The sequence below is a fragment of the Olivibacter sp. EAT-5 genome, from assembly GCF_044784325.1.
In the GTDB taxonomy this organism is placed as follows: domain Bacteria; phylum Bacteroidota; class Bacteroidia; order Sphingobacteriales; family Sphingobacteriaceae; genus Olivibacter; species Olivibacter oleidegradans.
The window spans coordinates 1,408,706-1,435,471 of the sequence record NZ_CP173028.1; the positions used below are offsets into that span (position 1 = coordinate 1,408,706).

A 26,766-nucleotide genomic window follows, 5' to 3' on the forward strand; every position below is an offset into this window, starting at 1 on the left:
ATTACACTATTTTAACAGCGTCAAAAGCTATTCGATTTATTATGTTTTCAATGAGCTCCTACTTTTCTTTGCTTCGCCTCCCTGAACACAAAGAAAACCGCTACTAAACTTCACATTTAATTAGCAAAATAGTGTCCTTTATAAGCGAAGCGAATTAAACTGACAGCGAGACGGCTTATTTGACTAGCAAAACACAAATCTTTGATAGTAAAACGTATCAATCAAAGAGCACGATGCCGAACCTTGATGGCACTGTGTCGTATTACGGCACCCCAACACGGCATAGTGCAATCGAAATAACCTATTTTACTAATAAAACGCAGCCTTCTACCGGCAAAATGAGCCGATTCGATAGCTAAATGAATTTTAATAATGGTAGTTTACAGTATATCATGAGCGGAACGATAGAATTTAATCTCTCCATTGTTTGCAGTGTTCTGAAAAACCACGATGAGCGCTAAACCCATTTGTACCATCACTATCCTGTTCCGTAGGGTCCTATTGAGGATAGGCACTGGAAACCTATACCTTGATAGCTCCGTTTATTTTCATATCCGCAATCCTAAATAAAACAAGAGAAACAATCTCAGAGCGACTGCAACTATCCGATCTACTCTACCGGTATTACTATTTAAGTTTCGAAAGAGCAAGCTTTATTACGATTATGTTGTTCAATTTTACGGATAGCCAGATTAAAGTCAGTGCGGCAAAAACACAATGGTTGTTCCTTTAAGATCTCTACATTTGTTTAAACTTATCCATGATTAATTTCCCTTTGACAAGAGTTGCCTGAAAACACAAAAACGCTGACGGCAACCTTTTCATGATTTCTATAAATCTCAAAAAAAAGCCTATTTGTCCACTATATTAGCCTTAAAAGTTTTTATTATATGAACTTTGCTGCTTCCATTACTCGGTACCAAATCGAAAGATACTCTAACGCCGACTACGTCCAGGGCTTTATTGGAGCTTAGTTGTCTCCCTTTATAGACTTTTGAACTTATCAAAGCGTTCTCAACTCCATCCTCTACAGCAAGCATTTCCTGTTCTATATTTTCTATCGTTGCATACTTGCTCACAAACGGATTAAAAAGATATTCTAATGAGCCTTCGTTTAATTGGTACTTATAAGCAAGCTCTCCGCTAGTTTTTGTAAAAAATACCTCGGGCATCTTATTCAAGTAAAAAACACCTAATGGCTCATTAAAAATTGGGAACTCCCCAACACCATTACTCCAATCAAACCCAGGACATCCGACTACTGGAGTCGTGATCAATGCGTTATTCACTAAATTATTAACAGAAGCAGTCGTGGCTACCTTAATCATTTGAGACATTTTTTTGTCCGCAATGACAGCATTAAAAAGATCGATTTCTTTGGAATCATTAGTGTCAAGAATGTTGCTATCTATAGAAAATTCTGGTATAATATTTTTTGCATCCTGCAACTCCTTAGCTGACCTCAAGTTAATTTGGTATAATTCGCCTGCTCCGCCCACATATGGAAAACTTTGATTTTGTATGTTAAATCTTAAAGGCAGACTTCCTGAAAAATCGTGTCTCCCAATAGTACTTTGCATTGTTTTTCCAAATCCCATTACAAAATTTAACATCTGAGAATCGCTTACATTAGGATCATAAGCTACTTCAAACTCAGAAATATACCAACTATTGTTCTTAACCTCTTTCGGTTCAATAATACTAACGCTGTTAGATTGTTTATTGAGATCAACAATAAGTTGATCGGAAAAAATAAGGGTATGCCCCCGTCCTGAATGCATCTTAATTGTATTATACAAGACATTGAGATCTTTAATTTGACTAATATCAGTATTGTCGATATATTTATACATTCTTATTATACCACGATATTTATTATATAGTATAAAAAAGTCTAAAGGATTTTCGTATTCCGTTGAAAAAGTATTATATAGCAATTCCCATCCGTCTCTTTTTTTAAAGTCGAGCATGTAGTTACTATCATAATCTTGTGACAAGCTAAACCAAGGAGCGAGAATAGGCCCCTTACCAACAGATGTAGGCATGTATTTAATATGCTCCCAGTCCAATAAAGATTGCCTGCCCACTTTAGTGGGTTGCAAAACCGCAGAGCCTTGGTCAATGATACTATACTGACCAACTTTCTCAGGTGACGACACAACGATTAGATCTTCTTCTTGATCAGCCGTTTTGATGTTATCTTTGTTGCAAGAGATCATAAAAGAAAGCGCAACAAGAAGAAAAAATATTTTGAAGAATATCGTATTTAATCGAATCATAATAGGAACAGGTATTATTAAACAGAACACTGTGGATGCTAATTTAACATTTTTTTTCAATTAATCAAATTACATAAAGCTTTACTCCAATTAAAACATCCTTCGTATTATTTTATTTAATGGAGAGTGTATAAAAAAATTGGCCGCCAACGTATATGGCGACCAATTTCCATGAATTATGTTGCAGGCAGTTAATTTACACCTTCCCTTGTATCCCACCACATTTTTTTACCCCAAAAATTATCAACAACACTGGACACAAATTCCGAGCTATTAGGTCCATTTAAGTTGATTTCCGAGTTTGGATAAGGGTATCTGAATGGAGGCCTATTATGTCCGCTGTATGGTGTCCCAGAAGCAGGCGGCAACAATGGTACATCTGTTCTTCTAGTTTCCGCCCAAGCTTCGTTTCCATTTTTGAAAAGGGCAATCCACTTCTGAAGATATATATCATTCAAATTATTTTTCCATGCACCTCCACCAGCAAGATAGGCAGCTATATTAGTTGCACTTACACCATTTTCTTCTAGGGACAAACGTACGCCGTCATTATATGCCTGCTGAGCGCTGACGCCCGCACTCCATCCTTTAAATGCAGCTTCAGCAATAAGAAATTTAACTTCAGATGCTCTTAAAAACGGGGTAAAACCAGAACGGTTATCTCTAAATCTTGCACCAATGCGCGAATACATATTCAAGGCGGCAGGAGTTAACGCGTTAGGGCCAATGGCTGCTCCACGATATTCGTTGTCAGCCGTTGCCGGTTTCGCATACACTGAAAGCCTTGGATCTGACAAAGATTTCAATTGATTAACCAAAACATCACTTACCGCATGATCGTCGCGAGCAGACGACGGGTTGAACTGATCGTCCGCCCAAGGCTCTAAATACGGAAGTTCTCCTGGCCACATTAATAAAGCGTTTTGATCATTGGTTTCAATTACAGGATATACAGAAGGATTGGTTAAGATCTCCTCAATATGAGCTCTTGCTAGCTCCGGATTTACATTTGAGATGCGAGTAGCGACTCTTAAGCGCAAAGAGTTTGCAAAGCGCTTCCAGCTGTCAATATCACCTCCATATATTAAATCGCCATTACCAAGCTCGTCCGAACCATTTTGATTAAATAATTCAGCGGCAATTTTCAATCTGTTCAGCAATTCAGGATAAATTTCCTCTTGAGTCGAATATTTTGGGGTGATAGATCCTTCGTCGGCTTTAAGAGCATCGGTGAAAGGTACATCCCTCCATCTGTCCGTTGTCGCTTGCCAAATCATCGATTGTACGGTTAACGCCGCAGCTTGCATATTTGTCGCCCCCTGTTCACTAGCATCTTCTATAACAATTTGCAAGTTTTTCAGATCTCGGGAAGCATATGTCCATATATTTTCTACCGAGTTAGGTCTGAATATATAACGAGCTTCATCAATATACTGAATTTTTCCCAAATGGGCCGCGTAAGTAGATGGTTCGTTCATATCTCCCCATGCGTCGAAAAAACTGGCAGCATGATCTCTTGTACTGAATGCCAAGAGGTTTGTAAGCGGTGCTTCTGTCGGACTATTAGGGTTTGTATTTATCTCCTCAAAGTTTTTTGTACATGATGTCGCAACTAAAGCAAGAATACCGACACCAAAACTATATTTTATTATCTTTTTCATTATCCATTAGCTTAAAATGCAACATTTAACTTCAAACCAATACTCCTATTTGGCGGAATTTGGTAAGTCTCCAATCCAAGGCCTTCGTTTGTCGCTCCAAAACCAGTTTCCGGATCGATATGGGCTCTATTGCTTTTGTGTGTGTATAATAGAGCAACATTATTGGCGAATATCGAAACGCTTGCACCCTTGAGCCAAGAATATCTGCTTGTGAAGCTTTTTGGCAAGCTGTAAGACAAGTTAATATTTCTCAATTTGATGAAGCTTCCATCTATGATAGAAAACTCAGTACCACCTCCATTATAAGCGGTATTTGCAAAAAAGTCATCAGCTGAAACAACGATGTTATTGGGTTGGCCATCAGGAGTGACTACTCGGAAATCCGAAAGCACGTTCTGCCCAATCACTACCCCATTTTCCCGTAAATCTCCCTCTGCAGTATACTCTAAGACACCTGTATAAGCGCCAAACATATCTGTAACGCTGAAGAAGTCTCCTCCTTTTCTGAAATCAACAAGAAAACTTAGATTAAAGTTTTTGTAACTAAAGCTATTTGAAATACCACCGACCCAATCTGGTGTAATATTACCAATTGGTTGTTGCGTATCGAACTGAAGTAAACCACTACTTGGATCCCTGTTACCATCTTCATCGAATGTCTCAGGATTAACGACAAGAGCACCATCGGCGGTTCTTCTATATTTGGAACCTCTAATTACACCAAATGCCTCACCAGGAACAGCCTGCACATTAACGCCCCATGCATTAGATATAGGATAAGAAAGTAACTCGTTACCTGTAACAGGATCGGTATAAAGTTCGTTCACCTTATTTCTGTTATAAGCCCAGTTAATATTCATATCCCAAGAGAAATTATCTTTTTTAATCAGCGTACCACCTAATTGTAGCTCAAGACCTTTATTTTGAATTTCTCCTGCGTTGATTAACAAAGTACTCGCGCCTCCAAATTTAGGAAGATCAATCGCCATGATCTGATTAGTCGTAATTTTGTTGTAGTATGTTGCATCAAAACGTAGACGACTATTAAACGCTCCTAACTCTAAACCTATTTCCGTACTGTTTACTTTCTCAGGTTTTAGTTCGAGCGGTGGCAATTGTGGATCTATCCGATATTGAGGAATTCCTCCAAAAGACGGTGTGACAGCTAGATAAGTAGACAGCGTTTGATAGGGATTCGTAGCATTACCAACTTGGGCCCAACTTCCCCTTAGCTTTCCGTAGTTTAAGAATGAATCACTTAGTCCGAGTGCATCTGTGAAAATCCAGCTTAAACTAGCTGAGGGATAAAAATAAGACCAGTTGTCACTTGGTAATGTGCTGCTCCAGTCATTACGTGCAGTAACGTCCAAGTATAACCAACTTTTGTAACCAATAGACGCCTGTCCGAAAAGGGAATTGGATCGCAAGTGCTCTAATCTATTTACGGCCTGCGGATTTCCGTTTACGTTTCCTATGTTGTATATTCCCGGAACAGTTAGGTCAGGAGCATAAACAATCGTATACTTGTATTTATTATCTCTTAGGTTAGCTCCTGCGGTATAACTTAAGCTAAAATCATCGTTTAGATTTCCAGATCCAGTTAATAAAAGATCCGCATTTAACTCACTACGATATAATTCGGTCTGTCTAAAGCTACCATTACCACCACTACGGTACATATCAATTTGACGTTCGGAAACGCGTTCTTGCCGATTTTCCCAAGAGACATCATTACCTACCCTAAATTGAGCATTAAACCAAGGGTGGAATTTGTAAGCTATAGAAGCATAACCGAATACGCGGTCTTTAACACGTGGTTGATTAAAAATCGAATTTACACTTGCGAACGGATTATCATGATAAACACTGATCCAGTTGTAGGGAGCACCTGTATCTAAATCCCCATTTTGATTTGCTTTTAAGGCATCTAAATCCACTTGACGGCCGAACCAGCTACCTAAGCTATTCATGGGGTTAAATGAATTGTATCCTTGTCCGATTAGATTATCATTGTCAATACGAACATAGTTTACCAAAGCCTCTGCTACCAACTTGTCTGTCAGATTTTGTGTTGTAGCAACTTGAATTGTATTCCTTTTTTGATCAGTGTTTGGTATAGTTCCCTTTTGAGTTTGATTAGTGTAGGAAAACCTAGTACTTCCTTTTTCAGATGTAGAAGTAAAAGCCACGTTATTATCTAATGTTAGCCCCGTTCTAAAGAAATCTCTCACGTTGTTTGGATGTGATATCCAAGGTGTTGGAATTCGGTTACCATTTTCATCAAGAGGGCTATTAAACTGAGGAATCATTAACCCAGCATCCAATCTCGGCCCCCAGCTCTCGTCATAGCCATCGTTAACACCTGCTCCAGCACCGTTAACATAACTATAGCCGTTTTCTATTGCCCAATCGTTATAATTTCCTGGGCTGCCATCTAACTTGTAATAATACTCGCTACCGTTTTGTCCTTGCCCGTATTTATTTTGGTATTTAGGTAAAATATAGGGCTTTTCAAAGGAAATTCCACCGGAATAAGTAACACCAATTCCTTTTTCACCGGCTCCTTTTTTGGTTGTGATAACAATAACGCCGTTAGCTGCCCGCGAACCATAAAGGGCAGCTGCATTGGCGCCTTTTAATACGTTCATCGATTCGATATTGTTCGGATCTAAATCTTGAATACCGCTACCAAAGTCTACCGCGCTTGACGTAATTGTTGTAGTTCCTGTAGCTACGGTGGAGGCGCTGTTATCAATTGGCACCCCGTCAATAACAAATAAAGGTTGATTATTGCCAAAAGAATTGTTTCCTCTCAAGACAATTCTAGTACTAGAACCAACTGCACCACTTGCGCTTGTTATTTGAGCACCGGAGACTCTACCAGAAAGATTGTTTAATACGTTTTGATTAGTGTTTACAGTAAGATCTGTTCCCTTCACTTCTTGGGTTGCATAGCCTAATGCTTTACGCTCTCTTTTGATACCTAAGGCGGTAACAACAACCTCACTTAATTGTGCCTCATCTTGAGCTAACGAAATATTATATTCATTAGACGCAGTAAGATTAATTACTTGGCTTGCAAAACCAATATAAGAAACCGTAATAGAAGTGGCTGAACTTGGTGCGTTCAAGCTAAAATTTCCGTCTTGATTCGTTTGTGTCCCAACTGTAGTTCCCGAGACCACAACGGAAACTCCTGGAAGCGGCTCCCCATCTTGAGAAGTCACCTTCCCTCTAATTGTTCTTTCCTGCGCGTAGGCTGCCCCCAAGAGCAGAAATGACGCTAGAAAAAAACTTAGTAGTTTTTGTTTCATGTGTTTGATTTTAAGTTAATATATTATAAAGGGTATTATAAGTAATAAGGTAAAAGAGAGGAGATTGATGAATAGAAAGCTTATTCACCAGGTTTAATAATAAGTACATATGCCCTCGTCTGGGTATCCATTTCCTCTATAGTAAGTACTTCTTTTTTTTTATTTTCAACGATCTTTCTATGTATGTAAATTTGCACAGGAGATTTTCCTTTTTCCGCTTTTAGCTAAAAAATTTTAATGTTAGTTAGATGTTAAAAAATGTTAAATTCAAGTGCAAATATTCATTCTATTTTAAAATTTTCAAAAAAAATTAAAAAAAGTTACAAAATAGCTGTGTAAACATGCTTTTCAACTGCGTTTAAAGAGTCCTATGTAACAAACATTGATACATCATATAAATAAATGATTTTGTCTAGACGGCAATAAAAAGCCTCCCTTGCGGGAGGCCTTGCAACTTTCCATCTCAATAAAGAGTGATCCGCTTAATTCACATCCCAGAAAACTTTATGAACCACATCATCTCCTCCTAATTTTGAGGCCGCAGCGTCTACGTTGGTACCATTCAGTGTACGTTCGCTCACCGGATAAGTGAGTCGGTTAGGTATAATGCCCGGGTCCACCGCCCGGAACGCAGGCTCCAGCTGAGGGTAATCAAGCCTTTTCCATTCTACCCAGGCATCATAACCTCGGTTATATAAAGCTAACCACTTTTGAACGCCAATCTTTTCTTTCCAATCACCCGAAGCGCTAGCATAAGCAACCGCTGGCTGCGCTAAATAGTTCGCTACATCGCGGTCGTCTCCACCCCAATAGGTGATAGATGCTTCAATCGCTTTGTTATAATGCTCGCTTGGTGTGCCTCCGATGCCCCATCGGGCAGCAGCTTCCGCTAAAATGAACTCTACTTCTGAATAATCGAGTAGCAGTGCTTCGAAATCAGGGGCAATTACTTTATCACTTGGCTTGGAGTTCGTTGAATATTGATTACTGGACCCAATTCCTCCACCAACATATTCACCATTAACGGTAGTAAAGAAGAATGGGCGCCTTGGATCTTCCAAGCTATTCAATACATTAACAAACGGTCCTCCAGCTACGTAATCTTGCCGCGAAGTAAACTGAGAATTCAAATTATTGGAAACCGGATTATTATTAGGCGAGGCCGAAACATAGGCAAAGGCGGCATTGTCTGCATTGCTCGTAAAAGCAGCTGCTGCTGAAGCTGTGATGATTTCACGTGCCCTGAGCTCGTCTACATCAGCAAGAGTTATGGCCATTTTTAGTTTTAAGCTATGCGCAAACTTCAGCCAAGCGGCCATGTCACCACCATACAATAAATCTGCACTGCCAAAACCTTCTCCACTCGGGTCTATCATGGCTATCGCCGCATCCAATCTATTCAGTAAATCGCCGTAAATCGTGGCTGCATCATCGTATTTTGGTTGGCCGATATCGGAAAGAGCCTCTGTATAAGGTACATCTCCCCATGTATTGACGAGCACCGTCCAGGCATAAACAGAAGTAATTTCAATAGCAGCTATTTGATTATTCCGTTGAACGTCTTCAATTTCCGTATCCTCGGTTGCATAAGTCTTTGCTTGCTTTAGATCATGTAAAACTTCTTGATAAAGCGGCTCCCAAAAATTTTCAGGAATATTTCGGGTAACAAAGTTATATCGAGGCTCGTCTTGGTATGTCGTGGCAGTCCATTGCTGAATCCAAAACCGAAACACATTGATATTAACGCTCGGAGAAGTTACATCATCCGTAAGTTCTTTCAGTGCATTACTGAAGAGTGGCGCCTGCGAAACTTCTGCAGGATTTTTCTGATCGACATTATAGTCGTCCAGGTTTTTTGCGCACGAAGCTAACAAAACTAGGGGCGCAATATATAAGAATATTCTTTTCATCTGTATACGATCTTAATATTATTAGAACCTCATTCGAACATTAAATCCAAAATTCCGAACAGCAGGGTACACCCCACTTTGAATACCCTGTAAGTTACCGGAGCTTAAGCCCCCTTCGGGATCTGCATAAGGTACATTACTATGAATTAACCAAAGGTTTCTGCCCACTAAAGAAAAGTCAATCCCTTTGAAGAAATTGGTATTGGCCAGCCACCTATTAGGTAAGCTATAGGTAAGCGAAACTTCTCTAAGTTTAATATATCCCGCGTCGTAAATAAATCCCGCTTGCGGATTATTGGCATAACCATAAGGTGTTACAGAATTGTCATAGGCTTCTACGCGGGTTGCGTTGGGAGAGCCGTCGGGATTAACCCCTGGCAACACAACGCCACCTCCCTGACTGATTGGTAAACGCTTTGGATTGCCTAAATCGTTCAATCCAGCCGTTTCGGGATAGATCCCGGTCGACATTCCGTAATATTGATCCAATGAGAATAAACTACCGCCTTTTTTAATATCGATTAAGAAGGACAATGAAAAATCCTTATACTTAAAGTTGTTTTGAATACCGCCCAACCAGTCGGGATTAATATTGCCTAGCACTTGATCCGGACTGGAAGTAAGATAGTAACCATCTTCGCCAACTATGCGATAGTCGGGGTCACCATGATGTCCATCAAGATATAGATAATCAACCCCTCTTAAAGTACCAAAGGGTTGATCTAAAGTGGCATTTAAGGTTATACCACCTTGGAAGGTACCAAGCTGTAAATTGTTATTCCCTTCGTACAACTCGATCATCTTATTGCGGTTACGTGCGAAATTCAGATTCAGAGTCCAAGAAAAATCGTTGGTCCGCACCGGGATTACAAAAGCACTCAGTTCGAAACCTTGGTTTCGTAAAGAACCCGCATTCACCCAACGCCGATCATATCCGGTGGCTGAGGAAACGGTTACGGCCATAATCTGGTCAAAGGAGGTTGAGCGATAATAACTGGCATCAAAGCCGACTCTTGAATCCCAGAAATTCATCTCCAAACCTACCTCAAAACTTTTGGTACGTTCCGGTTTCAGATTTGAATTACGTAGCTCCTCAGCAATAGAAGCCATAGGAATTCCATTAAAAGGTGTATTAATGGTGTAGGTATTATACAAACTTAAAGCCGATGCGTCGTTTCCAACCTCCGCATAATTAACCCGTAATTTACCGTAATCTAGCCAGTTGGAATCCTTTAATAAATTTGAAAACAAGAAACTACCGGCAACAGAGGGGTACCAATACACATTGTTATCCGTTGGAAGTGTAGTTGACTGATCGCGACGGATAGACCCTTCTATAAAATAAGTTTCTTTGTAACCGAAGTTGGCATTGGCAAAAATACCGTCTACTCCGATTCTTTCATACCGTTCTTTGGGCGGTTCTATCGGGAAAATGGAGTTGGAAAGGGAATAAATGCCCTCATAAGCTAAGCCCCCATTCGTTTGTGCCCGAATAGCCGATAAATAATTTCTTCTCAAGTTACTTCCCAATAAACCCGTAAATGTCAAATCTTCTGCCAGATCTTTATGGAAATTAAGCATCAAATCGTAATTGGCCTCACTATAGGTACGATCGTAACGTTGGTATTCCGGCACTTCTGCACCACCGATTGCCAGGCGTTCTTCCTGGAACTCATTCGATCCATCAAAAGTAACACGGCCCATTACATCCATCCATTCCAGAGGCTTCCAGTTTACGACGGCACTTCCGAAATAACGGTTACGACTGTCGTTCTGGTAGTTTTTGTAACGCTCCCAGTAAGGATTGTTGGAGTAAATAGGTCCAGTCGCGTCGATATCCGACCAATTCCAGGTAACATTTCTTCCCTCTCGCTCGTAAGCTCTTTCCAATTCTCTAATATCGACATTCGTCTGCCACCACTGACGGAAACCCTGATTCGGATTTCTTCCATCATAACCCGTTCCATATCGGCCAATTGCATCTACTCTAGAAAAATTGGCAGTAGCACTAACCGTTAATTTATCATTAATTTGATGGGATCCGGAAAGATTAAACATGTTCTTGGTAATCTTACTGTTAGGCAAAACACCGGTCTCATCGTTTCGGGTATAACCTACTTTATATGTAGTTACATCACCACCTCCATCAATACTGATGCTTTGCATGGAGTTTAAACCGGTTTTATAGAATTTAGATGGATCATTTTGCGCACCTACCCAAGGAGTTGCCTTGCCATAGTTTGGCGAGGTTTCATCAAAGGCATCCCATTGATATACCAACAAATTTGGATCGAAAGCTGCACCATAAGAGGCATCTTCTGTAAAGGGTACTACCAAAGCCGGTCCGGAATTACCGAATACGGTTTCATACCAGAAATTTCCATCGGGAGAGGCATAGCCTTCTTCGCTATACTGGTTAACATATCCCGCTCCGTACTCTTTCTGATACTTGGCAAAGGTGCTTTTATCTATTTTACCAATAGTTAGACCACTATTGATCGTAATATTGGTACTATTTTTCTTTCCCTTTTTGGTGGTAATCATAATCACCCCATTGGATGCGCGAGATCCATATAATGCGGAAGCAGCCGCTCCCTTCAACACGTTGATGGACTCAATATCATCGGGATTGATGTCAGCAGCGGCGTTACCGTAGTCGTAGCCTCCACGTCCTTGATTCTGGGCATCGGCATCTTCTTGCAAATCAGTATTGGTGTTGACGTTACTGACAGGAACTCCATCAATAACGAATAAAGCCTGATTATTCCCGGTTAATGACTTATACCCCCGCATGACTACGTTTGTTGAGCCCCCCATTGTACCGGATTGCTTAATATCCAAACCTGCCACCTTTCCGGAAAGCGCATTTGTGAAGTTATTGTCTCTTGTGCGGGTAATATCTTCGCTTCTCACTTCCTGAGCGGCATAACCCAGCTCGTTTCTTTTACGTTCAATACCTAGCGCTGTCACTACGACCTCACTTAATGCCTGGGCATCCTGTGATAATTCAACGTCTATCACTGTTTGGTTACCAATAGATACCGTTTCTTTCTCAAAACCAATGTAGGAGAAGATTAATGCTTTCGCATTTGCGGGAACCGAAATGGAGTAAATTCCCTCTTCATTAGTTGTTGAGCCTGATGATGTACCGACCGCCATCACGGACACGCCCGGCAGCGGTTCGCCACTGTCCTTTGCAGTGACCTTTCCTCGAATCGTTCTTTCTTGCGCATAAAGGCTTCCTAATAAAGCCAAGCTAACAAGAAAGAAACTGAGTAGTTTCTGTTTCATGTGTTTGTTTGAATGGTTAATGATTATTGGATATAATAGTGCTTACCTTCCTCGTAAGCAACATGTAAGACAATTTCAGCAATATCAACAGCTTTATTCGGCTGGCTTTATTACTAAAACAAATTTTCGACGCTGAGCAGCTCTACTGAAAACAAATTCCTTTCTCAAATACACAATTACGGCGCTAACTTTCATAAAAAATTCCAAAAACACAAAAACTATTCATTACAAAAGATAGATTTCAGTAAAAAACACAATAAAGAATAAAAATTTCCAACAAATATTATTCAAATAACATTCGTATCCAAGAAAAATGAAAAATTGTTACAAAAACACAAAATAAAATATACATAAAAAGCATTTTTATACACATTTATTGTATTTTAAATATCAATAAAATAAAAAGTAAAGAAAAAAATGAAAAATCTATCATCTATTTTTTAAACAAAAGCTATGTTTTTTTTACAAAAAGCATCGGATAAAATTTTTGTATTATAAAAAATTAAAAAAAATAGCAATCTATGCCTTAAAGAACCTTAAAACACACAATAGAATCTTTAAAATAAGTTATTATCATATAAAACGGCGCAATCTCCGGAAGAGTGAGATTCTTTTTTGCTCCCTTATACGACTCGTTAAATTAGCAACTTAGCAATGTTGCAGCGTACCTATGTCCTTCTTACCTATCCAATATTTCTATACGCGTTATAATTGGTTCTTAACGATGGAACAAATAGGTGGGCTATTTGTTCAAAGAAATTGAAAATTGACTAAGAATTACCGGGATATAAACCCTCAAAAACCAGTTTAGCAGGGCCTTCCAGATAAATGTCCTTAAAAACCCCATTTCCTAAATAAGTGAAACGAATATTGAGGTCGCCTCCCATGGCTTTGATTGGGGTACTATATGTCCCTAAGCGGTTATGATGCCAAGCCATAGCGAGCGCTACAGCCGTTACACCGGTTCCGCAAGCCAGCGTTTCATCTTCAACGCCTCGCTCATAGGTGCGTACTTGATACCCATCATTTACGGCCTCTACAAAATTCACGTTAATACCTGCCTGCTTATAGGTGGCGTTATATCGAATCGTCCGGCCTGCAGCAAACACATCGAGATTTTTTAAATCCACCACTTCTTTTACATAATGTGGTGATCCGGTATTTAAGACAAAGTCATCGCCATCTTTTTCAATATGCTCAACGTCTATCATTTTCAAACTAACCCAGTCGGCCGTATCATTTATAGTGGCTTCATGCTCCCCGTCTACCGCCAAAAATCGGGTTGACTTTTCAATAATGCCCAAATGTTTTGCAAAAGACACAATGCAACGCCCTCCATTGCCACACATGCTACTAGGGTTGCCGTCAGCATTATAATACACCATCTCAAAATCATACCCGGCCCGCTGCTGGAGAAGCATAAGTCCGTCAGCACCAATACCAAAACGCCGATCACAAAGCTGTGCCACTAGGGCAGTGTCCTTTGTATCAAATTGCTGATCCCTATTATCGATTAAAACGAAATCGTTCCCGGCTCCCTGATATTTAAAAAATTTCACGTTCGATGATTTTTATATCTCTTTAACGCATCAAACTTAGGGAAAAAGCAGGTATATTTCAACATGATTTTTTCTCAGGGCTATCCTAAATCTTTTTAACGTCCAATGTCATGAGGCCGTCGTACCACGCACGGGGCTATATTTAGGGTTTAAGGTATAATCCCTTTTGTTAAAAGTAAAAGTCCTTCGTTAACGCAAAACGTCCTGAACCTTAAACCTTCCTTCCCAAATACCTCACACCCTATACCTTAACAGTGTATACTCCTCTATACAAACCTTAATCCCTATTACCTGTTATAGAACGGAGAAGTACTTGAATGATGTCAGGAGAAGAGCCTTCTCAAAATGCTATTATGCTTACTTTTAACGACAAAGGAATTTATTGTGCGCAGGCAGCTATCTATATTGACCCATGGTTTCCTGTTGATAAGGCAATTATAACACACGCCCACGCAGACCATGCGCGCTTTGGTAGCAAGCATTATCTTTGTCATCGTGATAGCGCCACACTTCTAAAATTAAGACTTGGACCCCAGACGTCGATTCAGTGTTTAGGCTACGGAGAAGAAATAGACATAAATGGTGTCAAAGTTTCTTTACACCCTGCCGGACACATTATTGGATCGGCACAGATACGTCTTAGTTATAAAGGAGAAGTTTGGGTGGTGTCGGGCGACTATAAGCTGGAAAGGGATGGAATCTCTACCCCCTTTGATCCGGTAAAGTGCCACCATTTCGTATCGGAGTCTACCTTCGGTCTGCCGGTTTATCGCTTTCCCGAAGCTTATGAAGTAGAACGGGATATGCTCAACTGGATCGATAATAATCGAAAAGCCAACATAAATTCACTGATGGTCGGCTACTCATTAGGGAAGGCGCAACGTATTATTGAAGTTGCCGGAAAAACCGGTTTACCTATTTACGCACATGGTGCCATAGTAAATATTCAACAACGATTAATTGATGACGGACACTTGCTGCATAACGTCGCCTATGCATCAGCTGATATAAAAAAAATTCCAGCCCCTTATGTCGTGGTAATGCCTCCAAGTGCCTTGCACTCTTCTTGGATGAAGAAATTTGCACCGTACGAAGTAGCTTATTGTAGTGGTTGGATGCAGTTGAGAGGCGCCAGAAGAAGAAGGAATGTCAACCGCGGATTTGTCTTATCAGATCATGCAGATTGGTCACAATTAAATTTAGCAATCACAGCCACGGAAGCCGAAAACATCTATGTAACACACGGTTATAAATCCATTTACGCCAAGTGGCTCCGCGAGCAGTACCATGTAAATGCCATAGAAGTGGATACGTTGTATGAAGACGACCTTTTAATGCAGGAGGACAGGGATGAGAGCATTCAATGAGCTATTCGAAGAAATAGATCGAACAACCTCAACGAATGCAAAAGTGGAGGCCCTCGTTCGTTACTTCAGGTCGGCGCACAACCAAGATCTATTATGGTGTGTATACCTGCTAATGGGTAAATCAACCGGACGCTTTGTTAAAACGGCCATACTTCGCCAAGCGGCCATCCAATTATCGCAACTTCCCGCCTGGCTTTTCGAGGAATCATATCATGTAGTGGGGGATTTGGCAGAGACGATCGCACTGTGTTTGCCACCACCGCTTGAGCCAAAGGCTTACACATTAAACGAAACGATGGCTTTTTTACACGATTTGAAGAATCTTAGCGACGAAGAGATGGAAGCGGCCCTTTCTTCCAGATGGATGCATACACCAAACAACCACCGCTTTGTCTTTAACAAATTGATTACCGGAAACTTCCGGATGGGTGCATCCAAACAACTAGTCATTAAAGCTTTGTCGATAACTTTTGATAAACCGGAAAGCGAAATGGCACATAGACTGATGGGTAATTGGCACCCCACTACGGCGGACGTTCAGCAACTTCTTTTGACAGAAATGCCGAAGGACGAGCGCAGTTTTGAACCGTATCCCTTTTATTTAGCTTATCAATTAGATAAAGACCCTGAAAGTTTAGGAAATGCGGACGAATGGTTTATTGAGCGGAAATACGATGGCATAAGAGGACAGATCATTGTTCGCAACGGCAGTTTATATATATGGAGTCGAGGTGAAGACTTATTGACGGATAAATTTCCGGAATTTCATCCCTTGGCTGATTTACTACCGAATGGTACCGTGATAGATGGTGAGATACTTCCTTTTAAAGACGAAAAAGTACTTCCTTTTTCGGTGATGCAAACGCGGACCGGCCGAAAGCAATTAAGCAAAAAAATACTCGCTGATGCGCCTTTAATCATGATCTGTTATGATCTATTGGAATACGATGGAGAAGATATTCGCGCCCGGCCATTAGAAACGCGACGCAATATGTTAGTGATGCTCTTGGAAAAGCTTCCCTTGGACATCCCTCTTCTGATTTCCGGTATCATTCCTTGCGATACGTGGCACGACGTCGCTCGTGCGCGTGAAGAGGCGAGGGCTTATCAATGTGAAGGAGTTATGCTTAAAAGGAAGCAAAGCATTTATGAAACAGGACGCCGCAGAGGCAATTGGTGGAAATGGAAAGTTGAGCCTTATACGATTGACGGCGTTTTAATATATGGACAACGAGGACATGGACGACGGGCAAATTTATATACCGATTATACATTTGCCGTATGGGATAATGGAGAGCTGGTCCCCTTTGCCAAGGCCTATTCAGGACTGACAGACAAAGAGATATTGGAAGTTGATGCTTGGATAAAACGGCATACCATTGATAAATTTGGCCCCGTGAGGAGTGTAACACCAACATTGGTTTTTGAGCTCGCCTTTGAAGGAATCAGTTCGTCTCCCCGCCACAAATCGGGTATAGCTTTGCGTTTTCCGCGTATCGTCCGTTGGCGAAAAGATAAACCGGCAAAGGAAGCAAACACAAAAGCGGATTTATTAGCTTTGCTGAAGCAACAGAAGGCTTAAAGCGGAAAGCATTGTCTAAAGAAATAGTATTTACAATTAACAACTATTAACGAATAACCAATAACAATTAACGAGTAACCAATAATCAACAACGTGTTAGCTGAAAAATGGTTTGAACTTAAACGATGGTCGCCGCACCGATTTCAAAAGGAAACTTGGCAGGCCATAATTAAAGGCGCTTCCGGTTTACTGAATGCCCCAACCGGTTACGGTAAAACTTACGCCATGTGGTTTGGTATTTTGGAGCGATTATTGGCCTTTAGGCAAAGCCAAACGAAAGTGTCACGTGGAACATATTGCCTGTGGATAACGCCCCTACGATCGTTATCGCAAGAAATGGTACTGGCGCTCAATCGAGTGAACAATGATCTCGATTTAAAACTGGATATAGCCCTACGCACCGGAGACACTACACTGAAAGAAAGACAACGACAAATCAAAGAAAGTCCCGATGTCCTTATCACTACTCCCGAGAGTATCCATTTGATGCTAGCCCAAAAAGGTTATGCGTCGCGATTGAAGAGCATCCAATTTGTAGTAGTTGATGAGTGGCACGAGTTATTAGGCAGCAAAAGGGGTGTGCTGACAGAGCTTGGCCTATCTAAGTTGAAGGACCTTAATCCACAGTTGCAGATTTGGGGTATTTCTGCGACCATTGGGAACCTAGAGGAAGCCAAACAAATTCTTCTCGGAAAGCAAGACGGCGTGATTATTAAAGCAAACCTTCCAAAGAAAACGCAAATAACCACCGTACTCCCGGATGTTTTGGAAAAATTCCCTTGGGGCGGTCATTTAGGCATCCACTTGGCCACCAAGGTGCTCGAAATTGTTAATAATAGCGATACAACCTTAATTTTTACCAATACGCGGTCTCAAGCGGAGATCTGGTATCAGCAATTGCTACGTCTCCAACCCGATCTAGCCGGTATTCTCGCCTTGCATCACGGATCGCTAAGTGAAGAAATCCGACAATGGGTAGAGCAAGCACTGCATGCCGGCACATTAAAGGCAGTGGTATGTACCAGTAGTCTGGACTTAGGTGTGGATTTTCGGCCGGTGGACACCGTGGTTCAGGTAGGATCCGCCAAAGGGATTGCTCGCTTTCTGCAACGTGCCGGGCGCAGTGGTCACCGACCCGGGGCGACGAGCAAAATTTGGTTCGTACCAACTCACTCGCTCGAAATTATGGAGGGGGCAGCCCTCCGTTATGCCGAGCAGCATCAATTGATGGAAGATCGCATTCCTTATATCCGTTCTTTTGACGTATTGATTCAATACTTGGTAACCTTAGCCGTATCAGACGGGTTCAGGCCACAGGAAGTCTTCTCAGAAATAAAGAGCACGCACTGTTTTGAATCGATTAGCTGGGAAGAGTTTACGCAATGCCTCTTGATGATTACACAGGGCGGCAAGACGCTGGATGCTTACGATGAGTTTCACAAAGTAGTGATTGAAGAGGGGGTTTATAAGGTTGTCAGCAAAAAGGTGGCCATGCGCCATCGCCTGAGTATAGGCGCCATCGTAAGCGACACAATGATGACCGTTAAATACCTCAGTGGCAAATATATTGGCAGTATTGAGGAATGGTTTATTTCGCGTCTCAATCCGGGGGATACCTTTTGGTTTGCCGGCAAAAACTTAGAGTTGATCCGTGTAAAAGACTTGCAAGCGATTGTCAGGATGTCCAATAAGAAAAAGGGACTGGTTCCTTCTTGGATGGGCGGGCGTTTACCCCTCTCTACGCACCTTTCCTTCGCTATTCGCCACGTTTTGGATCAGTGGCAAACCTCCGCAGCCCAAGAACCGGAAATTTCTTTTCTCAAACCTCTTTTTCTGGAACAGCAAAGACGCAGTACCTTGCCTAGCAATGAGTATCTGGTAGTGGAGCAGACAGAGACAAAAGAAGGTCACCATTTGTTTTTCTTCCCTTTTGAAGGAAAATTTATTCACGAGGGCATGGCCGCCTTAATTGCCCACCGATTAGGAAAGGCAAGACCATACACTTTTTCTGTTGCCCTCAACGATTATGGCTTCGAATTGTTAAGCGACCAAGAAATCGATATAAAAACCGCTATTGCCAACGGTCTTTTCTCTGTTGAAAATTTAAGCGAGGATATACAACAGAGTGTCAACATGACCGAATTGGCAAGGAAACGTTTTCGGGATATCGCCGGTATCGCCGGTTTGGTTTTTCAAGGCTTTCCGGGAAAAAAGATTAAAACCAAGCATTTGCAAGCAAATTCAGGTTTATTTTTTAAGGTGTTTGAGGAGTATGAAAGCGATAATTTACTGCTCCGAGAAGCTTACGACGAAGTTTTTGATTTCCAGTTAGACTACAATCGCTTATTGAATGCCCTGAATCGCATTACCTCGCAAAAAATTATCATCAATAAAACCGACCGCTTGACACCGTTTGCTTTTCCTATATTTGCAGAATCCTTCCGGGAACGTTTCAGTAATGAGGCGTTGGAAGATAGACTAAACAAGATTATAGCGCAACTGGAATGAGAGACCGATTGGAGCTGCGAATAAAAAATAAAACGGTATATCTATTAGCGGAAAAATGCATTTTCTTTCCTGAAAATCAAACCTTGGTAATTGCTGATATACACCTTGGAAAGGCTGCTCATTTTAGGAAAGCCGGCATTATCATACCGCAACAAGCGGGAACCGACCGAGATTATAAACTGCTGCAAGATGTATTGAAAAAATATGAAACAAAGCGGATTATTTTTTTGGGTGATTTATTTCACAGTTCCGAGAATACCGCATGGCTTCATTTTGTCGATTTTTCCTCCCAATATCCGCATACAGAGCTTATTCTCATCAAGGGCAATCATGACATACTTCCCCTCGCCTATTACCAACAGGGTAATTTAAAGGTCCATTTGGAAACCTTACAGGAAGATTTTATCCTCTATTCACATGCGCCTTTGCCCGAAGTTCCGGCAGGAGTACTGAACATTGCCGGCCATGTTCATCCTGCGGCCAATCTTAAAGCAAGGGGAAAGCAAACGCTTCGGCTTCCCTGCTTTCATTTAGAGCAGTCGTTACTTTTATTGCCTGCATTCGGTAGTTTAACGGGAACCTTCGCGCTTCCCAAAGGAAATGCACAACAGTTTGTTACCACCGGACGAACAGTTCTCGCTATTTAAAGAATTTTATTTCAAGCTGTTTTTCATTCCTTCCTTACTCGATTTTTTTTCGAATAAGTAAAACAAATTGCTAACTTTAATTATTATGCACTAGTGTAATGATAATCCCAATCAATTGCACAAAGTTTCACTAAAAAACAATTTTATGAAATCAAAAATCTATGCACTATTAACTGTTTTCATGCTAGCTTTCACATTTAGCACCCCAATTGCAGCGCTTGCTAACGACAAGAATGCTAAAACAATAGAAGTGTCTAAAGAAGAAGCGGCTAGAGAGATCAATGCTATGAAAAGGCGCGTGGCAGAGATTAAAGCGATGGATAAATCAACGATGACAAAGGCAGAGCGCAAAGCACTCCGTAAAGAGCTTCGGGAAATGAACAAAAGAGCGCGTGCCCTAGGCAGCGGTGGGGTTTATCTATCCGTAGGAGCCATCATCATCATTATTTTAGTATTGATATTGATTCTATAGGATGGAAGCTGTAGGCAATAGGCTGTAAGCTCGTATGCTGGTAGCCAGTGAGAAGGGAACCCGTTAGTAGGGAACATGACTTACGTCTCATACCTCCTATTAACTATTCCCTACTCACTACTCGTTAGTGAACAAGGGAACCTGTTAGTTGAGAACATGGCTTGCGTCTCATACCCTCTATTAACTATTCCCTATTAACTATTCCCTACTCATTACTCACAACTCGTTAGTGAACAAGGGAACCTGTTAGTAGGGAACATGACTTACGTCTCATACCTCCTATTAACTATTCCCTACTCACTACTCACCATTAACTACTCACAACTCGTTAGTGAACAAGGAAACCTGTTAGTTGAGAACATGGCGTCTCATACCTCCTATTAACTATTCCCTACTCCCTACTCACTGCTTACCATTAACTACTCACAACTCGTTAGTGAACAAGGAAACCTGTTAGTTGGGAACATGGCTTGCGTCTCATACCTCCTATTAACTATTCCCTACTCACTACTCACCATTAACTACTCAACCATCCTTTTGCTTATCCTAAAAATTTACTAAACTTGTAGTTATAACATATATTAATAAAACAAACGGCTTAACAGCATCGTGCCAACACCGAAATGATACTAATTGTTGACGACAAACAAGAGAATCTGATTTCTTTACGGAAGTTCCTAGAAACCAACAACTTTAAAGTTGACACTGCTTCATCCGGAGAAGAGGCACTAAAAAAAGTTCTTAAAACTACGTACGCGCTGATCATATTAGATGTTCAAATGCCTGGTATGGACGGTTTTGAGGTAGCAGAATTGATTTCCGGCTATAGCAAGACCGTTGATACGCCCATACTCTTCTTATCGGCGGTAAACACGGAAAAAAAATTTATTACACAGGGATATGAAACCGGCGGGATTGATTACCTGACAAAGCCATTTGATCCGGATATTTTGCTTCTAAAAGTAAAAACTTTCTATCGCCTGTTTGAACAAGCGCAAGCGATGCATGAAATGCAAGAAGCACTTAAACAAGAAATCGAACATCGAAAAATGCTCGAGAATAAGAAGGACGAATTTATTAGCATAGCCAGTCACGAACTTAAAACTCCCCTGACCAGCGTGAGGGGATACTTGCAATTATTGGAGCGTCTTCCGGAAGCCAAAAACAACGAAAAATTTAAAACCTATCTCGGGAAAACAAGTGCTCAACTGAACAAATTACGGGAACTGATTGACGACTTACTGGATATTTCCAAAATAGAGAGCGGAAAGATGAAATTTAATTTTCAGCCGGTTTCTATAGAAAAGTTAATCAGTAACACACTGGAAAATGTGAGTCAAATGTATCCGGAACACGCTTTTAAAAGGATTGGCCAAGTGGATAGCACTATACTTGCTGATGAAATGCGATTAGAACAAGTATTGATCAATTACCTCACCAATGCGATCAAATACTCACCTAATTCAAAAGAAATATATTTGGAAACGGCGCTCACGGAAGACAACAAAATCCAAATCGGTGTGCGCGATTTTGGAATAGGCATACCATCCGACAAACTAAATCATTTATTTGACAAATTTTATAGAGTAGAAGAATCTTCTTACAAATTTCAAGGTCTGGGCATGGGACTTTATATATGTAAAGAAATTATTGCCCGCCATCATGGCGAGCACGGTGTAGAAAGCCGCTTAAACGAAGGTTCATTTTTTTATTTCCGATTGCCATTAAACTAGAATTTGTGCTGAAAAATAAAAACCGATGACAAAAAATCGTTTTAACCTGATTCCACTAAACTATAAACTTACCTTGCTAGGTTTTGTACCCCTTATGTGCCTGTTGTTTTTCTTTTTCATTGTCGAAAACGAAAAGACAGAGCGAATAGAAGGGACAAATAACTTCATAACCCGCATCAATCTGGCGCTGAGCGCGGACAACCTCATCGAACAGTTACAGCAAGAACGTCGATTGAGCCTAGATAAGATATTTAAAACAAAAGATGAAGGCGCACTTAATGTACAACAGCTAAAAACCGATGAAGCAATCCAACATTTTAATACCTACATCGACAGCGGATTAAATGCCGACTACGCAAATTATACATTTATAAATGAATTACCCCATTGGCGATCAAGCATCAATAGCGGAGAAATGGGTTATGAAGAGACGTTCAATAACTATCAGAAAATTACCGAAAGACTCAGTGTTTTCAGTAGGGTGTCTACCGATTATGCCAATCTTAATGAAAGCTTGGGAGGGCAAATCGAACTTCGGGAGATCCTATCTCAGCTGATTAATTATGCCGCAATTCTGCGTTTAAATATTTATTTTACTTATGCTGACGACAAGCTGAATACATTGGATTTCTCAAAATTCAATATGAACTACGAGCTTTTTCGATCCTATATCGACCAGCTTAAAAGTCTTGACAAACGCTATAGTGAGCAAAATTTGGATAAACTGAAAGCCAGCCAAGCCTTCAATACCACTTTAGCTTTCTTTAAAACAGTACATGATACTAAAGCATTGCCGGAGCGCTTTACAGCCAACGAATGGTGGAATATATCGGCTACGGCGATGGATGTATTAAAGGCACGTTTAAACACCACCATTGAGTCAATTGGCACGGGTGCGTCCAGCGTTTATGAGTCAGAGATATACGACCGTAATTTTACACGTATTATACTGGTTTTCTGTGTATTAGTCGCCATCGTGCTTATTTATTTGGTTATAAAAAATATCGCAAATCACTTATTCGAGCTACAAGAGGCGGCCAGCAAAATTGCCCTGGGTTATACGAACATCGCTTTGCCTACCTTTGCCAAAGACGATTTGGGTGTTGTGGCTCGATCTATCAGGAAAATCGACCTGAGCAACCAGGAGCTAGCGAAAGCAGCCGAAGAAATAGGGAAAGAAAATTACGATATTCCTATTGCAGCCAAGGGTCCTCATGACGTTTTGGGTAACGCCCTCGTCAACATGAGAAACTCGCTGGAACGACATTCGAAAAAAGACAAAACTGAGTTATGGCTACAGACAGGTGAAAGCGTCGTAAATGGCTTGCTTATAGGCCGATCCGAACTGAAGGAATTCGGTTTAGACGTCTTAAAGGCTTTAGTTGATTATTTGGATGCTGCCTTAGGCACTTACTACATAGGTGAATATGGAAAAAATTTCGAACTGATCAGCAGCATTGGCGTAGCTGATCGATCGCAACTACCACAGCAGATCACCATTGGAGAAACTCTTCTTGGAAAAGTGATCGCAGAAAAGAGAAGCGTTTTATTGGAACAATTACCCGATGAATATCTTCAAATCCGAACCAGCTTAGGTACGGCTAAGCCCCAATGGGTGTTAATTATTCCTTTGATTCATGAAAAAGAAGTAGAAGGTATAATAGAAATTGCATCAATCAACAACATACCGGAAGCGGCAGTTGCTTTTGCCAACCGTATTGCTACCAACGTAGGTGCAGCTATCCATGCTATTAAGAGTCGAATCCGCTTGAAAGAATTGTTGGAAGAAACGCAAGCACAAGCGGAAGAACTACAGGCGCAACAAACCGAACTCGAAAATCTAAATGTTGAGTTGGAAGCACAGGCAAATAAATTACAAGCTTCTGAAGAGGAATTAAGGGTACAGCAAGAAGAATTGTTGGAAAGCAACCAGGAACTCGAAATCAAATCGCAGGCGTTGGAAGAAAAAAATCAGATGATCCTGGAGCGGAACTTGGAAATACAAAAAAAGGCAGAAGACCTAGCGTTAAGCACGAAGTATAAATCGGAGTTTTTAGCTAATATGTCGCATGAACTTCGTACCCCACTTAATTCGATCTTATTGCTTTCCCGCTTACTCAGCGAAAACAACGAAGGAAATTTACTGGAAGATCAAATTGAATATGCTAAGGTCATTCAAACTTCCGGAAATGGACTTTTAACGCTAATTGACGAGATTCTAGATCTATCTAAAATCGAGGCCGGAAAGATGACACTTTCCTATGAAGACGTATCACTTGCCGATATGATCAATGATCTGCAAAATTTATTCGGTCCTATGGCTGTTGATAAAGGCCTCGAACTCAAATTTGACTGCGATAAAACAACCTTTAGCAAAATTCAAACGGACAATCTCCGGTTACAACAAATATTAAGAAACCTGATTTCCAACGCGCTTAAATTTACGGCCAAAGGTTCGGTGACCTTAAGTGTATATCCGAATAAAGAAAAGGAAGGGTATTTAAACTTTGCGGTGCGCGATACGGGAATCGGTATACCAAAAGAAAAACATCAACTGGTTTTCGAGGCCTTTCAACAAGCAGACGGCTCTACGCGGCGCAAATTTGGCGGCACCGGCCTTGGCTTATCGATTAGTAAAGAACTGGCTAAACTACTGGGCGGCTCGCTGTATATTAATAGCGAAGTGACTAAAGGCAGTGAGTTTATTGTCAGCATTCCAGTCGCTAAACCGGTGGAAGAAAAAACGGTGGTGGAAGAAGTTCCTTTAGTTCACCGGGAAGCTGAGAAAAATAATGATAAAAAGATAACTTACGAAAAGATTTCCACGCCACCGGTACCTTTCCTAAGTCCAATAATACCGAACGAGCTCACCGACGATCGTGACCAAATTAACGACGGTGATAACGTCTTATTGATTATTGAAGACGACACCAATTTTGCGCGTGCTTTAGTAGACTTCTCCCATAAAAACGATTACAAGGTTGTTACAACGGTAAGAGGTGATTTAGGGATCGAGCTTGCTGAAAAATATATGCCGAGAGCCATCCTTTTGGATATCGAATTACCGGTAAAAAATGGTTGGCAGGTAATGGAGGAGATCAAAAGTAACCCTGCTACGCGCCATATTCCCGTTCATATTATGTCTTCCCATGAAGTGAAACGAGAAAGTATCACAAAAGGGGCCATTGATTTCATCAGGAAACCGATGGCGCTGGAACAAATAGGCCAGATCTTTAATCGCGTGGAAAAAGCGTTGTCGGCCGGCCCGCGAAAGGTCTTAATTATTGAAGATAACCTAAAACATGCACAGGCGCTTGCACATTATTTGGAAAGCTTTGACGTCAAAACGGATATCAGCAAGGATATTCATTCCGGCGTTAACCGTTTGAAAAGTCACGAGGCCGATTGTGTCATCTTAGACATGGGTATCCCCGATGCGCAAGCTTATAAAACACTTGAGACCATCAAGTCGGACGCGGGGATGGAAAATTTACCGGTCATTATTTTTACCGGCAAGCAACTTTCGCCATCAGAAGAAATTAAGATCAAACAATATGCAGATTCCATTGTGGTAAAAACTGCGCATTCTTATGAAAGGATACTGGATGAAGTAGCGCTATTTCTGCATCTTGTGGAGGAGTCTAATGACACGCCAAAGAAGGAAAAATTAAAACTGAACAGCACACTGACCGAAGTGCTAAATAACAAGACGGTGCTTATCGCAGATGATGATATCCGAAATATATTTTCTTTGACCAAGGCACTGGAGCGATATAAAATAAATGTACTAGCTGCAGAAAATGGAAAAGAGGCGCTACAGACTTTGCATGCTCATGCTGATAAAGTGGATATCGTTTTGATGGATATGATGATGCCTGAAATGGATGGCTACGAGACTACCACACGCATTAGGCAGGAATCCCGATTCAAAAATCTACCCATATTAGCCGTAACGGCGAAAGCCATGATGGGAGATCGGGAGAAATGTATTGCTGCCGGTGCGTCTGACTATATTTCAAAACCTATAGATATTGATCAATTAATTTCCTTGTTGCGCGTATGGCTCTACCAATAAACCGAGGCAAAATACTCATCATTGATGACGAACCGTTAAACATTCTGGCCTTAAGTGCTGTTTTAAAATCAAGAGGTTATACGGCCATTACTGCGAGCAGCGCTGAAGAAGGCTTAACTTTTCTTAAAGAGGATAAGGATATAAAACTGGTTTTGATGGATATGATGATGCCCGATCTTGATGGATACGAGGCTACATCGCGGATCAGGAAAACTGAACCTATCAAAGATATTCCGGTGATAGCTGTCACCGCCCAAGCAATGAGCCACGACAGGGAAAAGTGCCTAGATGCAGGGGCGAACGACTATATTTCTAAGCCGATTGACATTGATGAGTTAACTATGGTGATTCGAAAACATTTACAATAA

14 protein-coding genes are annotated in these 26,766 nt (G+C 41.0%); 8 read left to right on the top strand and 6 right to left on the bottom strand.

Translation table 11 applies throughout. The annotated features are described in order from the left end of the window. Window positions 1-851 precede the first annotated feature (851 nt). From ACH11B_RS05720 to dapF, 6 genes are all read right to left on the bottom strand, one after another. The gene (locus ACH11B_RS05720) at window positions 852-2,279 is read right to left on the bottom strand and encodes a hypothetical protein (protein WP_377609984.1); all 1,428 of its coding nucleotides are present in this window, start codon (window positions 2,277-2,279) and stop codon (window positions 852-854) included. Between the two features lie 191 nt (window positions 2,280-2,470). Next, the gene (locus ACH11B_RS05725; RefSeq protein WP_377609986.1) at window positions 2,471-3,940 is read right to left on the bottom strand and encodes a SusD/RagB family nutrient-binding outer membrane lipoprotein; all 1,470 of its coding nucleotides are present in this window, start codon (window positions 3,938-3,940) and stop codon (window positions 2,471-2,473) included. An 11-nt stretch (window positions 3,941-3,951) separates the two neighbouring features. Beyond that, on the bottom strand, window positions 3,952-7,254 hold the full coding sequence (locus tag ACH11B_RS05730; protein ID WP_377609988.1) for a SusC/RagA family TonB-linked outer membrane protein: 3,303 nt from the start codon (window positions 7,252-7,254) through the stop codon (window positions 3,952-3,954). 482 nt (window positions 7,255-7,736) lie between these two features. Then, entirely contained in the window at window positions 7,737-9,164 is a 1,428-nt protein-coding gene (locus tag ACH11B_RS05735; protein WP_289554255.1) for a SusD/RagB family nutrient-binding outer membrane lipoprotein, read from the bottom strand. Between the two features lie 21 nt (window positions 9,165-9,185). Beyond that, window positions 9,186-12,455 carry a SusC/RagA family TonB-linked outer membrane protein gene (locus tag ACH11B_RS05740; RefSeq protein ID WP_130854767.1) on the bottom strand — a complete coding sequence of 1,090 codons (3,270 nt, stop codon included), beginning with the start codon at window positions 12,453-12,455 and terminating at the stop codon, window positions 9,186-9,188. A 770-nt stretch (window positions 12,456-13,225) separates the two neighbouring features. Then, on the bottom strand, window positions 13,226-14,014 hold the full coding sequence (gene dapF, locus ACH11B_RS05745) for a diaminopimelate epimerase (RefSeq protein WP_377609990.1): 789 nt from the start codon (window positions 14,012-14,014) through the stop codon (window positions 13,226-13,228). A gap of 317 nt (window positions 14,015-14,331) precedes the next feature. On the opposite strand from dapF, the gene ACH11B_RS05750 reads away from it, so the two are divergent. The 8 genes from ACH11B_RS05750 to ACH11B_RS05785 all read left to right on the top strand — a co-directional run bounded on the left by ACH11B_RS05750 (window position 14,332) and on the right by ACH11B_RS05785 (window position 26,766). Further along, on the top strand, window positions 14,332-15,381 hold the full coding sequence (locus ACH11B_RS05750; RefSeq protein WP_377609992.1) for a ligase-associated DNA damage response exonuclease: 1,050 nt from the start codon (window positions 14,332-14,334) through the stop codon (window positions 15,379-15,381). Next, window positions 15,365-16,963: an ATP-dependent DNA ligase gene (locus ACH11B_RS05755; RefSeq protein WP_377609994.1), complete on the top strand. Its 1,599-nt coding sequence runs from the start codon at window positions 15,365-15,367 to the stop codon at window positions 16,961-16,963. Before ACH11B_RS05750 ends, ACH11B_RS05755 begins: the two co-directional genes overlap by 17 nt. Before the next feature lie 93 nt (window positions 16,964-17,056). Beyond that, window positions 17,057-19,471 (top strand): ligase-associated DNA damage response DEXH box helicase, encoded by a 2,415-nt coding sequence (locus ACH11B_RS05760; RefSeq protein ID WP_377609997.1) that lies wholly within the window; start codon window positions 17,057-17,059, stop codon window positions 19,469-19,471. Continuing rightward, complete coding sequence (gene pdeM / locus ACH11B_RS05765) at window positions 19,468-20,118, top strand: ligase-associated DNA damage response endonuclease PdeM (protein ID WP_377609999.1); 651 nt, start codon at window positions 19,468-19,470, stop codon at window positions 20,116-20,118. Before ACH11B_RS05760 ends, pdeM begins: the two co-directional genes overlap by 4 nt. Window positions 20,119-20,263: 145 nt before the next feature. Further along, on the top strand, window positions 20,264-20,590 hold the full coding sequence (locus tag ACH11B_RS05770) for a hypothetical protein (protein ID WP_013664409.1): 327 nt from the start codon (window positions 20,264-20,266) through the stop codon (window positions 20,588-20,590). A 623-nt stretch (window positions 20,591-21,213) separates the two neighbouring features. Further along, window positions 21,214-22,323, top strand: coding sequence for a hybrid sensor histidine kinase/response regulator (locus ACH11B_RS05775; protein WP_130854762.1), 1,110 nt, complete (start codon window positions 21,214-21,216; stop codon window positions 22,321-22,323). Between the two features lie 25 nt (window positions 22,324-22,348). After that, window positions 22,349-26,398: a response regulator gene (locus tag ACH11B_RS05780; RefSeq protein ID WP_377610001.1), complete on the top strand. Its 4,050-nt coding sequence runs from the start codon at window positions 22,349-22,351 to the stop codon at window positions 26,396-26,398. Beyond that, window positions 26,383-26,766 (top strand): response regulator, encoded by a 384-nt coding sequence (locus ACH11B_RS05785; protein WP_013664412.1) that lies wholly within the window; start codon window positions 26,383-26,385, stop codon window positions 26,764-26,766. The genes ACH11B_RS05780 and ACH11B_RS05785 overlap by 16 nt, the downstream gene beginning before the upstream one ends.